Origin of the sequence: Shewanella indica, from assembly GCF_033842865.1 — a bacterium.
GTDB classification, from domain to species: domain Bacteria; phylum Pseudomonadota; class Gammaproteobacteria; order Enterobacterales; family Shewanellaceae; genus Shewanella; species Shewanella indica.
Genome location: NZ_JAWXXR010000001.1, coordinates 2325479 through 2339762 on the forward strand (window position 1 = coordinate 2325479; position 14284 = coordinate 2339762).

At 52.6% G+C, this 14284-nt stretch carries 11 protein-coding genes; 6 read left to right on the plus strand and 5 right to left on the minus strand.

The window, feature by feature from the left end:
- The first annotated feature begins 1 nt into the window (after nucleotide 1).
- The 3 genes from cydC (at nucleotide 2) to SIL79_RS10470 (ending at nucleotide 2789) form a co-directional block, all read left to right on the plus strand.
- Nucleotides 2-1747: a heme ABC transporter ATP-binding protein/permease CydC gene (cydC, locus tag SIL79_RS10460; RefSeq protein ID WP_039034519.1), complete on the plus strand. Its 1746-nt coding sequence runs from the start codon at nucleotides 2-4 to the stop codon at nucleotides 1745-1747.
- Between the two features lie 179 nt (nucleotides 1748-1926).
- Nucleotides 1927-2217, plus strand: a complete 291-nt coding sequence (locus SIL79_RS10465) for a DUF134 domain-containing protein (RefSeq protein WP_025888568.1) — start codon at nucleotides 1927-1929, stop codon at nucleotides 2215-2217.
- Entirely contained in the window at nucleotides 2214-2789 is a 576-nt protein-coding gene (locus SIL79_RS10470) for a NifB/NifX family molybdenum-iron cluster-binding protein (RefSeq protein ID WP_162206422.1), read from the plus strand. Before SIL79_RS10465 ends, SIL79_RS10470 begins: the two co-directional genes overlap by 4 nt.
- A 62-nt stretch (nucleotides 2790-2851) precedes the next feature.
- Here the strand turns inward: SIL79_RS10470 and SIL79_RS10475 are convergent, their stop codons facing one another.
- The gene (locus SIL79_RS10475; RefSeq protein WP_319619248.1) at nucleotides 2852-4150 is read right to left on the minus strand and encodes a DUF5666 domain-containing protein; all 1299 of its coding nucleotides are present in this window, start codon (nucleotides 4148-4150) and stop codon (nucleotides 2852-2854) included.
- Nucleotides 4151-4581: 431 nt separating this feature from the next.
- Here SIL79_RS10475 and SIL79_RS10480 point away from each other — a divergent pair, with 431 nt between their 5' ends.
- The gene (locus tag SIL79_RS10480; RefSeq protein ID WP_162206420.1) at nucleotides 4582-4845 is read left to right on the plus strand and encodes a hypothetical protein; all 264 of its coding nucleotides are present in this window, start codon (nucleotides 4582-4584) and stop codon (nucleotides 4843-4845) included.
- A 230-nt stretch (nucleotides 4846-5075) separates the two neighbouring features.
- On the plus strand, nucleotides 5076-6305 hold the full coding sequence (locus SIL79_RS10485) for a dicarboxylate/amino acid:cation symporter (protein WP_162206419.1): 1230 nt from the start codon (nucleotides 5076-5078) through the stop codon (nucleotides 6303-6305).
- A gap of 75 nt (nucleotides 6306-6380) precedes the next feature.
- On the opposite strand, the gene putA is transcribed toward SIL79_RS10485, so the two are convergent.
- From putA to SIL79_RS10505, 4 genes are all read right to left on the minus strand, one after another.
- The gene (putA, locus tag SIL79_RS10490; protein WP_177192571.1) at nucleotides 6381-9572 is read right to left on the minus strand and encodes a bifunctional proline dehydrogenase/L-glutamate gamma-semialdehyde dehydrogenase PutA; all 3192 of its coding nucleotides are present in this window, start codon (nucleotides 9570-9572) and stop codon (nucleotides 6381-6383) included.
- 255 nt (nucleotides 9573-9827) lie between these two features.
- Nucleotides 9828-10406: a TIGR04211 family SH3 domain-containing protein gene (locus tag SIL79_RS10495; protein ID WP_083399717.1), complete on the minus strand. Its 579-nt coding sequence runs from the start codon at nucleotides 10404-10406 to the stop codon at nucleotides 9828-9830.
- Nucleotides 10407-10533: 127 nt separating this feature from the next.
- Nucleotides 10534-11802 carry an inorganic phosphate transporter gene (locus SIL79_RS10500; protein WP_039034526.1) on the minus strand — a complete coding sequence of 423 codons (1269 nt, stop codon included), beginning with the start codon at nucleotides 11800-11802 and terminating at the stop codon, nucleotides 10534-10536.
- A 27-nt stretch (nucleotides 11803-11829) separates the two neighbouring features.
- Nucleotides 11830-12510 (minus strand): TIGR00153 family protein, encoded by a 681-nt coding sequence (locus tag SIL79_RS10505; RefSeq protein ID WP_039034527.1) that lies wholly within the window; start codon nucleotides 12508-12510, stop codon nucleotides 11830-11832.
- Between the two features lie 232 nt (nucleotides 12511-12742).
- On the opposite strand from SIL79_RS10505, the gene SIL79_RS10510 reads away from it, so the two are divergent.
- Entirely contained in the window at nucleotides 12743-14227 is a 1485-nt protein-coding gene (locus tag SIL79_RS10510; protein WP_202932801.1) for a CYTH domain-containing protein, read from the plus strand.
- The last annotated feature ends 57 nt before the right edge of the window (nucleotides 14228-14284 follow it).

A 14284-nucleotide genomic window follows, 5' to 3' on the forward strand; every position in this document is an offset into this window, starting at 1 on the left:
GATGAAGCTGTTACTGCCCTTTATCCGGCTGTTCCGCCGCCAGTCTTTGATGATGTTTGTCGGCCTGCTGCTGACAGTAACGACCCTAATGGCCGGTATTGGCCTGCTGTCGCTCTCCGGTTGGTTCTTATCTGCTACCGCAGTGGCCGGTCTGGCTTTGGTGACGGCGGAAGCCTTCAACTACTTTACTCCGGCGGGCGGGGTGCGTTTCCTCTCCATTGCCCGCACGGCAAGCCGCTACGGTGAAAGGCTGGCTACCCATGAGGCCACCTTCAGGATCCTGACCGATCTCAGGTTGTGGGCCTGGCGCTCTTTGCTGCCTTTGAGTGAACGTAATCTATCCGGGATGCGCCGCGGCGATCTGCTCAACCGTTTGGTGGCCGATATCGACACGCTGGATCACCTGTATCTGAGGTTGTTGACGCCGCTGACGGCCTTCTTGCTGATGCTGCTGGCATTGACCGCCTTTATCGGTTGGTTTGATCTCAACTTGGCTATCCTGCTTTGTACTGGCCTCTTGCTCAGTTGGTTGTTGTTGCCGAGTGTGTTCTATCTGCTTGGCAGGCGACCCGGGCGCGAGCTGATTGAAGCGCGGCGCAGCTACCGGGTTCGGCTGCTGGAATGGTTGTCCGGTCAGGCAGAGCTGAGTCTGTTTTCCGATGCCAAAGGTGGCGCTGCTGAAAGCTTTCGGGCGGAACTCGACCGCGCCGAGCAGAGCTGGTTTGCCAGTCAGAAGGCGATGGCGGCGATCACAGGTCTGAGCCAGGCAATGTTGATCCTCTGTCACGGCTTGCTGGTGTTGCTGCTGCTCTGGTTTGCCGCCGCAGGTGTTGGTCCGGCCGTGCCCCCCGGGCCTTTGCTGGCCATGGTCTTGTTTGCCACTCTGGCCTGTATTGAGATGATGATGCCGTTGGCCGGTGCCTTTCAACATCTGTCTTCTGTGCTCTTGGCTGCCAAGCGGGTGTCCGAGTTGACAGAGCAGCGCTCCGACATTGAATTTCCTGCCGTCTCGGCAACTGGGCCCGAGAGCGGCGCCCTTATCATCAAAGATCTGCATTTCGGTTACACGGACACCCAGCCAGTGCTGCAAGGCTTGTCGCTGCAGGTCCCTGCGGGCAACAAGGTGGCACTCCTGGGTAAAACCGGCTCGGGTAAGTCCAGCCTGCTGGCCTTGATAACCCGTCAGTGGCAGCCGCAGCAGGGTGAGATACTGCTGGGCGGTGTGCCTGTGGCCTCCTTGGATGAAAAGACCTTGCGGGCTTCCATGACAGTGGTCAGTCAACGGGTACAATTGCTCAGCGCCAGTCTCAGAGATAACCTGCAGCTGGCCTTGCCGGAAAAAGTCACCGATGACACGTTAGCCGAGGTGCTGCGCCAGGTTGGGCTGGAGGGGTTACTTGCGGGTGAGGGGCTCAACGCCTGGATAGGTGAGGGCGGGCGTCAGTTATCCGGTGGTGAGCAGCGCCGGATCGGCGTGGCTCGGGCGCTGCTGCGGGATGCGCCGTTGCTGCTGCTTGATGAACCCACCGAGGGGCTGGATCGGCGCACCGAACAGGAGATCCTCAGGTTGCTGCTGCAGTTTGCCAAAGACAAGACGCTGGTGATGATAAGTCATCGCCTAACCGGTATGGCGCAGATGGATGCCATTCACCTGCTGGATGAAGGCAAGATAGTGGCCAGTGGCAGTCATGAGCAACTGCTGCAGGAGTCGACCGCCTACAGCGCCCTGTATCAGAGGTTACACTGAGCCGCAGAGGTTTAAAAACCGACTCAATAAGAGGCTCAAGTTAGACTTATTCAAAGGGATGCTCAGCATCCCTTTTTCTTTTAAAAGCGCTAAATTCTCGCCTGGATCACAGATCCCATACGGGTTCAAAGTCAGAATAGAGTTATTGGCATATGCCAATAACTAATAAGGATACTCCCATGCCCAGACCCAGAAAATGCCGCCGCCTGCAGCATGGCACGCCCTGCCGCTTCTACAAACCCAACGGCATTCCGGCCTCAGCCCTGGAGGCAGTCGCCTTGGCGGCCGATGAGTTTGAGGCCCTGGCGTTGGCCGACTTTCGCGGTCTGGCGCAACAAGAGGCCGCCGAGCAGATGGGGATATCCAGGCAGACCTTTGGCAACTTGATTAAGCAGGCCCGCCATAAACTGGCCAAGGCCCTGATAGAGGGACAGATGCTGGAGTTGCCCCACACTGAGGAACAGAGATGATAGTGATACCCATGAGCCGGGGCCGCTTGGCCGGGCATTTTACCAAGGCCAAAGAGCTGGCCTTTTATGATAACGAGCACAACCACTGTTTTACCCTGGATAATCCGGCAGCCGCAGGCGGCAATTGCGCCGCCAAAAAGGCGATGCTGCAACTTATCAAGGACAAAGGCGGCCGCATTGTGTTGGTGGATCAAATCGGCGAGCGAATGTTGGGTAAGCTGCTCGATGGTGGCATCAGCGTTTGTCGGCCCGGCAAAGAGAGCCGCGATATCGCCGCTTTGCTGGTTGCGGCCAGTGATATTCAGTTACGGCTGACCAGTGCTGCGGCTGGACGCCCGTCACTCAAACATCAAGCCAAAGGCGGTTGTGGTGGCGGCTGCGGTTGTCATGGTCATAATGAAACCGGCGCAGCTTGTCATGGTGAAGATCATGGCCATGAGGGGGAGGCGAAAGGCGGTTGTGGTGGCGGCTGTGGCTGTAAGAGCCGCACCGAGGCCAAACTAAAACCCCTTGGTGATTCGCTAAACCAGCAAGGCAAGTTGAGTTACGCAGGCTTCAGGCTTTTGCGATAAAGCCGTCTGCAGAAAAAAAGAGTGCCGACAGAAAGCCGGCACTCTTTGTTCATCTTGTGTTATCAATCATCCAGGCGGCACTGGCTCAGCAGTTCACCACTTAAGTGGCATTCCAGCTCGACCCTTTTGCCAATATGAGGCTTGAGGCTTTCATCGCTAGCCTTATAACCCCAGAGGCTGGCGCCTTGGCCGTCATCATTGACCAAGCCCTTGAGCTCTATATCTGCTTCCTGCACCTCAGGTTCGATCTCCATCACCAGGAATTGACCATTTTGCTCTGAGCCTTCAACCTGTACCCAGGTACCGTTGAGGCTGGCTTGGTTCAAACCATCTTCAAAACGAGTCTGAGGTGTCAGTGTCAGTACTATGCCGTTGATGCTGAATACACCGGCGTCATACACAGCCTTGCCTTCAACTTCAAAAGCGTGGCTTGCAATTACTGGTGGCTGACTCTGTTTTTCAAAGTCAATCTCGGTGGCCTGCAGCTCTTGAGTGTCGTCTTGCCACAGGCCTTCCACATCGACCAAGGCGCCGGGTTTGAGATCGGCAACAGTACCATCTTCAAAGTGGGTTTTGCCATCCAGGGTCACTTGCCATTTTTGGTTCAAGGTAAAGCGGGTCTGCAACTCGTTGACCCAGGTAACCTGACCTTCGAGTTCCACCTCAGTGCCCTTGTCCAAATCCGGGGCGCGTTCGACTTCCACTTCAGAAGCCAGCAATACTTCACCCTGATATTGACCTTCAACTTCTACCCAGGAACCGTTGGCCAGCGTGTCATCTAGCTGAACGGCATTGGCACCATAGTCCACCTGCATATTACCGAGATAGAACTGCTTCAGATGAGTGTCCAGCTTGCTTACCCGCCCTTCAACTTCCATCTCTTGCCTGTCATTGTCGATAGCAAAATAGGTGGCCTTGAACTGACTATCACTCAGGTTGTAACCACTGAGCTCAACTATGTCACCTGCCTTGACTTTATTGAGGTCAAGTCCAGTTACTTGGTAACCGGCCACAATAGCTTGCTCGCCATCAATTGCGCTCACCGGGGATACCAGCACAGGGTCATAGTCTACGCTGATGGCACTGCTGCCATCTGTCTTGATGTTGAGCTGCATACCGGGCTTCAACTCAGTGATGCTGGCCTTGGTTTCATTGATTTCAACTCTGGCCCTGGCCGCCGGGATTGCTACACCATTGACCCAAAGCGTATCCGTATCGACCTTTTGCAGGGTACCTTGGATAGTCTTGGCCAAAGTGGCAACCGGCGGTTGGGGATCGGGATTGTTCGACTCATTGGAATCTGAACCGCCACAGGCGCTCAGTCCGGCAACGAGAGGAACCAGCCATATGCTTCTTTGCATTCTGTTCTCCTTAGGGTCTTGGTTTTTAAAGCGGCGGCAGGATAAACAACTGTAGATGAGGCTAAGATTAGGGCGGGATGAAAGTTTATTAATGATCGTATGCAGCCGTTAAAAAATAGAGGGTTACTTTGAAAATCTCCGTGCAGATGTGTTTGGTTTTTGAATTTAGTTAAGGTTTAAATCAGCATGATTTACTGCAATCGGCAGACAAACATGCTGTCTGCACGCTTTTTGTTCAAATCCCAAGCCAACTTAAATGGGAAATCGTATGATTTTTAGAGGATTTGTAAGGGAGGTATACAGGCAGTTGGAGAATCTGAATAGCTAAAAAAGAGAACAAGTTACTACTTGGCTCTATGCTTTTTTATAGCTAAAGTTATCAGTATTATAAAAGTTGTGACAATGACGTCCCCACTAATCAGGAAGATACTATGACCCCCACCAAAGAGCGCTCCTTGGATTTGGAAGTGATCAGTCTACTGGAAGACCGGCAGACGATTCATGCAATTAAACTCCTGCGAGAACGAGACAACCTGAGCCTGAAAGAGGCAAAAAAGAAGGTGGATGACTATTTGCAGGGGCATCCTGAACTGGAATTGGCCGACAAAGAACCCGGAAGCGGCAATGCCATTGTCTGGATAGTGCTGGTAGGGTTGGTTGCAGCAGCAGCCTTGGCTGTCTCGACTCATTTGTAGTTGTTGAGATATCTCTATTTTAAGCCGTTATAAGGCGAGTTTATTTAAACTTTTCTCATTTAAAGGCTGGGGAAATTGAATATTTTAAATTCTCTTTGCATCTTTTGCCATTTTTGACTAATTGTTGAGCCTGAGTCGAGAAAACTCACGGAAGCGATTGGCTTGAATGTGGTACCTTTGCCCGCTTTGATTTTGACAAGATGACGCCCTTGTGCGGCGGAGACATAACAATGAATAACAAACACTGGATTGGCAATATCGGCGTGCAAGTCGTGATTGCCATGTTTTTGGGGGCGGCTGTAGGCTGGTGGTTAGGTGAGGATGCCAGCATGTTTGCCCCATTGGGGACTATTTTTATCCATTTGATCAAGATGTTGGTCATACCGCTGGTATTGGTGGCTATCATCTCTGGTGCTGCCAGTTTGGGGGACACCCCTTCGGCTGGGAAAATCGGTCTAGGAACATTCGGCTTCTTTATTGTGACTTCGGGTATCGCAGTCACCTTGGCACTGGTGCTGGGAAACCTGTTTCAACCGGGTAAGGGAGTTGATTTTACTGCCCACAGCATGACTGACCTAATGGAAGTCACCAAAGAACAGGGCGATCTCCCCGGGGTGATGGATACCTTCATCGGCATGATACCAACCAATGTATTTGAGTCGCTGACCGGAGGGAATATTTTACAGATCCTGGTGTTCAGTATTTTCTTTGGCATAGCACTGACCAAGGTCAAGGGCGATGGCGTCAAGCCGATCCTTGGGGCGCTTAATGCCATCACAGAGGCTATGGTCTGGATGATTAACTGTGTCATGTTGGTGGCACCCATAGGGGTATTCGGTCTGATGGCCGACTCAGTCGGCACCTTTGGTTTTGATGCCCTTGAGGTGGTATTCAAGTTATTCATCGTCTTCGTTGGTGCAATTTTGATTTACGCTTTCATCTTCTTCCCCTTGATGGTGCAGCTGTTTTCCAAGGTGTCGGCGGCGCGCTTCATCAGTGCAATGAAAAAGCCCCAGGTGATGGCCTTGTCTACGGCTTCCTCCATGGCGACCTTGCCGGTGAATATGGAAACCTGTGAGCAGGAGTTGAAGGTCTCAAAAGCCACGGCTTCTTTCGTATTGCCGTTGGGCGCCACCATCAATATGAGCGGCAACGCCATCTATTATGGTTTGGTCGCCATGTTCTTTGCCCAAATGTATAACATTGATCTGAGCCTTGCCGCCTATGCGGCTATCATCTTCACCTCTACCTTGGGTGCTATTGGCCAGGCCGGGGTGCCTGGGCCTTCTTTCCTGGTGGTGGCCGTATTACTGGCGGCCAAGATCCCTATCGATGGACTGCCACTGCTGTTTGCCCTCGACCGGATTTTCGACATGATACGTACATCGCTGAATATTACCGGCGATGCCGCTTGCGCTCTGGTGATGGATAACTTTTGTCCCGAGGAAGCCAAGAGCTGATAGCGTGAGTTTGTTTGCCGCGAGCAGATAATAAAAAGCCAGGAAATAATTCCTGGCTTTTTTCATGGGTGGAGATTATTCCGCATCACCCAGTGACAGCAGAGTAGCATTGCCACCTATGGCTGTGATGTTGTTGGTGCGGGTCTTTTCTGTCATAAAGCGGGTCAGGTAGTGTGGCCCGCCGGCCTTGGGACCTGTGCCGGAAAGCCCCTGACCACCGAAGGGCTGCACACCCACCACGGCGCCAATCTGGTTACGGTTAATATAGACGTTACCTACATTGACTTGGTCGGCAACGCTCAGGGCGTGGCCTTCGTTGCGGCTATGGATCCCCAGAGTCAGACCAAAGCCTGTGCTGTTGATATCGGCAATCACCTTGTCCAGCTCTGAGGCTTTGAAACGGATAACGTGCAGTATTGGGCCGAAATGTTCTTTCTCCAGCACCTTGATGGAATCGATTTCCACCGCGGTTGGAGCAACGAAATGGCCATCCTTGCAGTCAGCGGGCAGCTCCACCTGTTTGATAAGCTTGCCTACCTGTTTGATGTGCTCGATATGGGCGTTGAGATTGGCTTTGGCTGTGGCATCGATCACAGGGCCGACATCTGTCTTCACTGAACCAGGATAGCCAATGCTGAGTTCATCCATTGCACCCTTGAGGATCTCCAGTACCCGATCGGCGATATCTTCCTGCAGATAGAGTACCCGCAGCGCCGAGCAGCGCTGGCCAGCGCTGGTAAAGGAAGAGGCAACCACATCGTTGACCACTTGCTCCGGCTGGGAGGTGGAGTCCACCACCATGGCATTTTGACCACCGGTTTCGGCGATAAGCGGAATGATGGCGCCTTCGCGGGCAGCCAGAGCACGGTTGATCACCTTGGCCGTGCCGGTCGAACCTGTGAAGCAGACACCGCCGATACGTTCGTCGCTGGTCAGTGCGGCGCCGACACTGGCGCCTGTGCCCGGCAGGAATTGCAGCGCTTCTTTGGGGATCCCGGCTTCATGGGCCAGTTGTACGGCGCGGTAGCCCACCAGGCAGGTTTGCTCGGCCGGCTTGGCGATAACTGTGTTGCCGGCAGCAAGGGCTGCTGTCACCTGACCGAGGAAAATCGCCAACGGGAAGTTCCAGGGGCTGATACAGACAAAGACACCGCGGCCTTGAACAAACAGTTCGTTCAATTCACCGGTTGGCCCGGGGAGCAGCTCGGGCTTGCTCATCATCTTCTTGGCCTGCACCGCATAGTAGCGGCAGAAGTCGATGGCTTCTCGGACTTCATCTATGCCGTCCTGCAGGCTCTTGCCGGCTTCACGGGTACAGAGCACTATCAGTTCTTCGCGATTTTCTTCCAGCAGGTCGGCCAGTTTTTGCAGTGCGCTGGCGCGCTGTGCCACCGGCGTGCGACACCAGGCTGGGAAGGCGGCGACGGCTGAACTGATGGCCTGCTCAACGGCTTGGTTGTCGGCAAAAACCACCTGACCGACGGTTTGTGTCGTGTCATAGGGGCTGACAACCGGCTTTGACTCGCCGCTCAGGGTTTCACCATTGATCAGCGGGCCGGCATGCCATTGATGAGCCTTGAACTGATCCAGTGCCGCGAAGAAGGGTTCGGCTTCAGAGAGAATGTTCATATTGAGTCCCTTGGAGTTTTTGCGTTCGCTGCCAAAAATGTCGGCAGGCTTCACTATCTTGTTATTGGCCAGGGTTTTGTATTGTTTGACTGTCACCAGAGGGTGGGTGATCAGTGAATCGATTGGTGTGTTGGGATCCACCAACTTATGCACAAATGAAGTGTTGGCACCGTTTTCCAGCAGACGGCGCACCAGATAGGGCAGCAGATCTTTATGGGCACCTATCGGGGCATAAATTCTGACGGTGCGAGCTCGGCTTTCCGCCAAAATGGTGTCGTACAACTCCTGTCCCATGCCGTGCAGACGCTGGAATTCAAACTCACGATCGCCGGCCATATCGCTGATGGCAGCGACTGTCTGGGCGTTATGGCTGGCAAATTGTGGATAGATGGCACCACGGGTCTTGTCCGATAACAGGAAACGAGCACAGGCCAGATAGGAGAGATCCGTCCCCACCTTGCGGGTGTAGAGGGGATAACCGGCTTCACCTGCCTGTTGGGCCCACTTGAGTTCGCTGTCCCAGTAAGCGCCTTTCACCAGTCGCAACGGGATTTCATCGCCTTGCTCTTTGGCAAGCTTGGTCAGCCACAGGAGTACAGGCAGTGCCCGTTTAGAGTAAGCCTGAACCACTATGCCTAATAGGCCCCAGCCCTTGGCGGCTTCTGAGTTGTATAACTTGCGGAACAGCTTGAGTGACAGCTCGAGACGGTCTACCTCTTCGGCATCGATAGAGATACCGACATTCAGGCTGCGAGCCTGCTCAATCAGCTTGATCACAGTGGCATACAACTCGGACATGACTCTGTCTTCATTGGCCACTTCATAGCGGGGATGCAGCGCCGACAGCTTGATGGAAATCGTCGGTCTGGGCGCCTGGGATTCATCGTACTGCTGGGCTCCTAATTCGCTGATGGCGTGGGAGTAATCCTGGAAGTATTTCTCGGCATCTCTCTGGGTCAGAGCGGCTTCACCCAGCATGTCGTAAGAGTGGGTATAGCCCTGCTTGCGCTTGTCTTCACTGTTTTTCAGCGCTTCTTTAACTGTGCGGCCGAGTACGAACTGTTTGCCCATGATCTTCATGGCGGCATACATGGCTTGGCGGATCACCGGCTCACCCAGGCGATTAACCAAGCGTTTCAGTAAGTTGCTTGGACTGCCATCCAGGTTGCGGTCAAGTTTGACGATTTTGCCCGTCAGCATCAGGCCCCATGTCGAGGCGTTGACCAATACAGAATCACTCTTTGACAGATGCTCGTCCCATTTGGCACCTGAGAGCTTGTCTTCAATCAGGGCATCGGCCGTTTCCGGATCCGGGATCCGCAGCAGGGCTTCGGCCAGGCACATGAGTATGATGCCTTCCTGAGTCTCAAGGCTGTATTGCTGTAAAAAAGCGTCTATACCTACCATCAGACCTTTTTTGTCATATTGACGAACCTTGCTGACCAAGTCGTGGGCGCGACGGGTCACACGCTCAATGGTTTCGTCACTCGACGGGACTAGCTTGATCAGATCGGACAGATATTGCTCTTCGTCGACAATATAGTTGTCACTGATGGCTTTAAAGAGTTCGTCGAGATTGGCGCTATCATAGTGGCCTGCCAGAACTTCACTCGCTTTGAACATAGTTATCGCTTCCATCTAAGCCGGTTGGGGGACAGTTAATGACTGCTCGAATTACCTGGAATATGTCTGACGCAAAAGACGCTTTATTAATTTTGTATACAATATTGGCGCTTGCGCGCGCCGATTATACAATCAAAATGTGATCTGTGACACCAATCTTGGCGGGAATGTGAAAATTGTTTAATTGGCTTTACGCACCCCAGCTGTAAAGTCACATAAACAAAAGGCCAGTGGTTTTAAACACTGGCCTTTAAGAAGGGAAAAATGTTATTACATCCAACGATCTTTCTTGCGTCGCTGTGGTCTTGGCATGTAAACCAGAATAACCCCGAGGATTAAACCCAGGGCGGCGATGAGTCCGCCTTCTTGCCACATACGGAAACGCTCATTGTCTTTCATCGATTTGAGCTTGGCGATGGCTTCATCGCGTTCTGCACTGGCTTGGGCCAGTTCGGCCTGGGCTTTGCTCAGCTGAGACTTGAGGCTGCCAAGCTCGCCCTTGAAGTCACCATTTTCGCTCTGAAGTCCTGTGAGCTGGCTTTTGGCTTCGACCAACTGGCTTTCCAGTTCTGAGACGCGAAAACGCAGCGACTTGTCCTTGGAGATCATGCTGGTCAGTACCCAGCCTTCACGATCCTTATGGTCGATAATCTTGGTGTAATCGCCTTGGCGCTCAGGCAACACGTTTATCTGCTGACCGGCTTCGATACTACCCAGGATCCGGTATTGAGTGCCGGGTCCACCATGAATGTAGATGAAGACATCATCCGAAATATAGCGCGTCTGGCCTTGGGCCAATAGGGTGGGAGACAGGAGCATCATCCCTATGAGAGTCAGGAGTCTTAACACTTAGTCATTCTCTGTCGCAAAATACTGCCCACATGCTAGGGATTTGAAGGCTTCAATGCAAGAGGGAAGTCATTCGACTTCCCTCTTATAATCATGATATTTACCGTGATTTCTAATGTTACTTCTGTTAACCGAACACACCCTTGATGGTGAAGAAGAACAGAATAGACAGGCCGGCACCGGCTGGCAAGGTCACTACCCATGAAACTACAATGTTGCGAACCACACCGATATTGATGGCGGCAATCCCCCTGGCCATACCCACACCCAATACCGCACCTACCAGAGTTTGAGTGGTGGAAATAGGTAAACCTGTGCCCGAGGCGATAACCACGGTTGAGGCTGCGGCCAGTTCGGCGGCAAAGCCACGACTTGGGGTCAGGTGAGTAATATTCTTACCTATAGTGGTCATTACGCGCTTGCCGAAGATGGCCAGACCCATAACGATACCAACGGCACCCAGAGGCAGAATCCACCAAACCAGCGGTGCCTTGGCTTCAATGGCACCGCCACTGTTTACCACAGAGACAACTGCAGCCAATGGACCAATAGCATTGGCCACGTCGTTGGAGCCGTGGGCAAAAGCCATACAACAGGCGGTCACAACCATCAGAATGGCGAAGACTCGTTCAACATTGCCGAAGTTGGTCTGGCGATCGTTTTTGCTGCTCATCTTCAGACGGCTGATGGCGATTTTACCCGCAATACCCACCAGAATGGCGATCGCCAATGCCAACAGATAGGCTTCTACAGTACTGAACTTGAGACCAACGTGCTTAAGGCCCTTGGTGATGGTAACCAAAGACATTACAAAGCCGGCAAAGGCCATGTAGAAAGGCACATAACGTTTAGCGTTTTCCAAAGGGTTTTCAGTATTGAAAATCAGTTTTTGTACGCTCTGGAAAATCATAAAGGCGATAAAGCCTGAGATGGCCGGGGTGACGACCCAAGAGCCAACGATACCAACGACTTTGCCCCAGGCAACGGCTTCAGTGCCCACACCCACAGCAGCAAAGCCTATGATGGCTCCCACGATAGAGTGAGTGGTGGAAACCGGCCAGCCAAGAGCTGATGCGGCTACCAGCCAGATACCCGCAGCCAATAGAGAGGCTATCATGCCGTAGACCAGTAACTCGGGGCTATCTACGAAGAAAGCGGAATCTATGATCCCTTTTCGTATGGTACTGGTGACTTCACCACCGGCCAGATAGGCGCCGGCGAATTCAAAGATCATTGCGATAATAATCGCTTGCTTAATGGTAATAGCGTTTGAACCAACAGACGTACCCATAGCATTTGCTACGTCGTTGGCCCCAATGCCCCAGGCCATAAGAAACCCGAAAACAGCCGCGATACCTATGAGCCATGGGCCATAGGTGACTAATACATCAACCATGTTGTTACCTTGATAACCTTTTGTTTGTTAGACGCGAGCCAGCATCAGCTCAAGGCGGGAACCGACACGTTCGGCAAGATCTGCCAGGTCACCAACCCACTCAATTATCTTATAGAGGAACATGACATCGATAGGATTAAGTTCAGCTTCCATGGCGAACAGCTGTCGACGCACCTGAATTTGCAGATCATCAGTGTCTTCTTCGATAGCATCGAGTTCACTGATCATTTTGGCTACCAAATCCACTTCACGGCCTCTAAAGCCTGCTTCCAGCAGATCATCGAGCTCGTTGATCGCTTCTTTGGCCAGGGCGACTGCATCTAGGCAGCGCTGCAAATAAGCGATGAATGGGGTTTGGATGGTTTGAGGAACAAGCAGTTGGCGGCCGATGATTCGACCGGAAATATCTTTAGCTTTATTAGCGATTTTGTCCTGTTGGGTCAGGAGCTCCAGTAAGTCAGTCCTTTCTACTGGCATAAACAAGCCACCTGGCAGTGTCAGGCGGATTTCGCGTTTAAGAAAGTCAGCTTCTTTTTCCTCTTGGCTGATCTTCTTGCGAATAGTGACCGCACTGTCCCAATCTTCAGCTATGGTCGCTTCGAAGAAGGGCACGAGTAGCGAAGCACAATCGTATACTTTGTCTATATGCTCTTGCAGAGGTTTTATCGGCGATTTTGCAAACACGCCTAAAATAGAGTTTACTGGCATAGCCGTTTACCTATTTAGGTTATTCCACTATTGGAAATGCGGGCGAATGTTAACCCAAGCGTCCGCTTATTGAAACTGTGTTTTTACAGAAAACACGTCAGTTTTTATTCTATCGGGTTATATATCACCCGACAGGATAATCCTAGGTCATTTTTGTGACAACAATATGACATTGTGACCTTTGAATGACGAGATGATGAATTTTTGATGACAAAATGAGCAGTAGCGCACCATGGATGCCGACAATCAACAAAATGAGATAGAACTTAAGCTCTTTTTCCCCGCCACAGAAGTCAGTCAGCTGACCACATTTCTGAACTCCTTACCCGCCGCTACATCCCAGGGATGCCAGCAGTTGAGTAATGGCTATTATGATACGCCAGAGCTGGCACTGCGTCAGCTGGATATGGGGCTTAGAGTCCGCGGATGTGACGGTAAGCGGGAGCAGACCATAAAAACTGCCGGTCGGGTCAGCGGTGGGATCCACAGTCGACCGGAATACAATGTCGATATTGATGCCAACAGCCCTGTTTTATCGCTGTTTCCTGCTGAAATTTGGCCTGAGAATACCGATATCGACGGACTGCAAGCCCGCCTCGGTTGCCTGTTTCATACTGATTTTCAGCGTTGCTGCTGGTTGGTGATTCAGGGGGATAGCCTGATAGAGTTGGCACTGGATACCGGCACTATCAGTGCCGGGGGCCGGAGCGAATCGCTTTGTGAGCTGGAATTTGAACTCAAGCGGGGCCGAGCAGCCGATCTCTTACCGCTGGCACAGCAGGTGGCAGCCAATGTGCCCCTGCGCCTGGGGAAGGCCAGTAAGGCGCAGCGAGGCTATCGCCTGGCGCAGCAGGCCAGTCCACTGGCGTTGGAAGCGCTGCAATATATCAGCCTGCCCTGTGATAATGATATCAAGGCGACACTCTTGGTGGTGCTGGAAACGGCGTTGGAGCGTTGGCAATTGTTGGAGGGCATGATTGCCGAGAGTTTTGATGACCCGGTAGGGCAAGCGCTATTGTGGCAGCGTCTGCGCTCTTGCGTGCGCCTGCTGCGCTTGACTTTGGGGCAGTTCACCCTGGGCAACAGCCAGACCAAAGCGGGATTTTCCTGGCTGGAGCAGCAACTCGCTTTTGTGACAGAAGCCAATTATCTCGGGCGTTTGGCCCAGGATAAGTTGCTGCTTGGTAAGCTGGGCAATGCGGGGGATGTGCGTGAACGGGCATCGCAACAGTTGCAAAATATGGATTTCCACGGCCGTTTACAAACGCTATGGCAGGATTGCCGCTATGGTCAGCTGCAGTTGCAACTGGTGAACATGTTGCTCGAACTTGCCAGTGGTGAAATGCAGATAGTCGTGGCCGGTGGCTTGAAGGGAACCTGTGACGGTCTGCAGGAGGCATCCTGGCAAAAGTTGTTGGCGGCCATGCCGGGGGATGAACTCAGCCGTGATGACTATTTGAAACTGGCAACGCCCTTGGATGAAGGCATCTTGGTGGGGCTGGCTTATGGCAGTCTCTACTCATCCAAGGCTCGCGATAGTTTCCGTGCCCCCTGGCAGGACTTGAGTCATGGGATCATCAGTCTTGGCGCTTATGTCATGGCCGAGCAGTTGGCGCCTGAGTGTGCCGAAGCCTTGACCGACAAACAGCAGAGTTTGATTTTTGCGATGGAGCAATCCCGCAAGATGGCGTTGCAGCAACATCCTTACTGGCGTTGACGCCTTGAACGCCAATTGCTGTGCAAGCCACTCTACTACAAAAGAGAAGGCCACGAG

Coding starts and splice junctions, on each gene's coding strand:
- cydC (WP_039034519.1), top strand. CDS start 2: ATGAAGCTGTTACTGCCCTTTATCCGGCTGTTCCGCCGCCAGTCTTTG.
- SIL79_RS10465 (WP_025888568.1), top strand. CDS start 1,927: ATGCCCAGACCCAGAAAATGCCGCCGCCTGCAGCATGGCACGCCCTGC.
- SIL79_RS10470 (WP_162206422.1), top strand. CDS start 2,214: ATGATAGTGATACCCATGAGCCGGGGCCGCTTGGCCGGGCATTTTACC.
- SIL79_RS10475 (WP_319619248.1), bottom strand. CDS start 4,150: ATGCAAAGAAGCATATGGCTGGTTCCTCTCGTTGCCGGACTGAGCGCC.
- SIL79_RS10480 (WP_162206420.1), top strand. CDS start 4,582: ATGACCCCCACCAAAGAGCGCTCCTTGGATTTGGAAGTGATCAGTCTA.
- SIL79_RS10485 (WP_162206419.1), top strand. CDS start 5,076: ATGAATAACAAACACTGGATTGGCAATATCGGCGTGCAAGTCGTGATT.
- putA (WP_177192571.1), bottom strand. CDS start 9,572: ATGGAAGCGATAACTATGTTCAAAGCGAGTGAAGTTCTGGCAGGCCAC.
- SIL79_RS10500 (WP_039034526.1), bottom strand. CDS start 11,802: ATGGTTGATGTATTAGTCACCTATGGCCCATGGCTCATAGGTATCGCG.
- SIL79_RS10505 (WP_039034527.1), bottom strand. CDS start 12,510: ATGCCAGTAAACTCTATTTTAGGCGTGTTTGCAAAATCGCCGATAAAA.
- SIL79_RS10510 (WP_202932801.1), top strand. CDS start 12,743: ATGGATGCCGACAATCAACAAAATGAGATAGAACTTAAGCTCTTTTTC.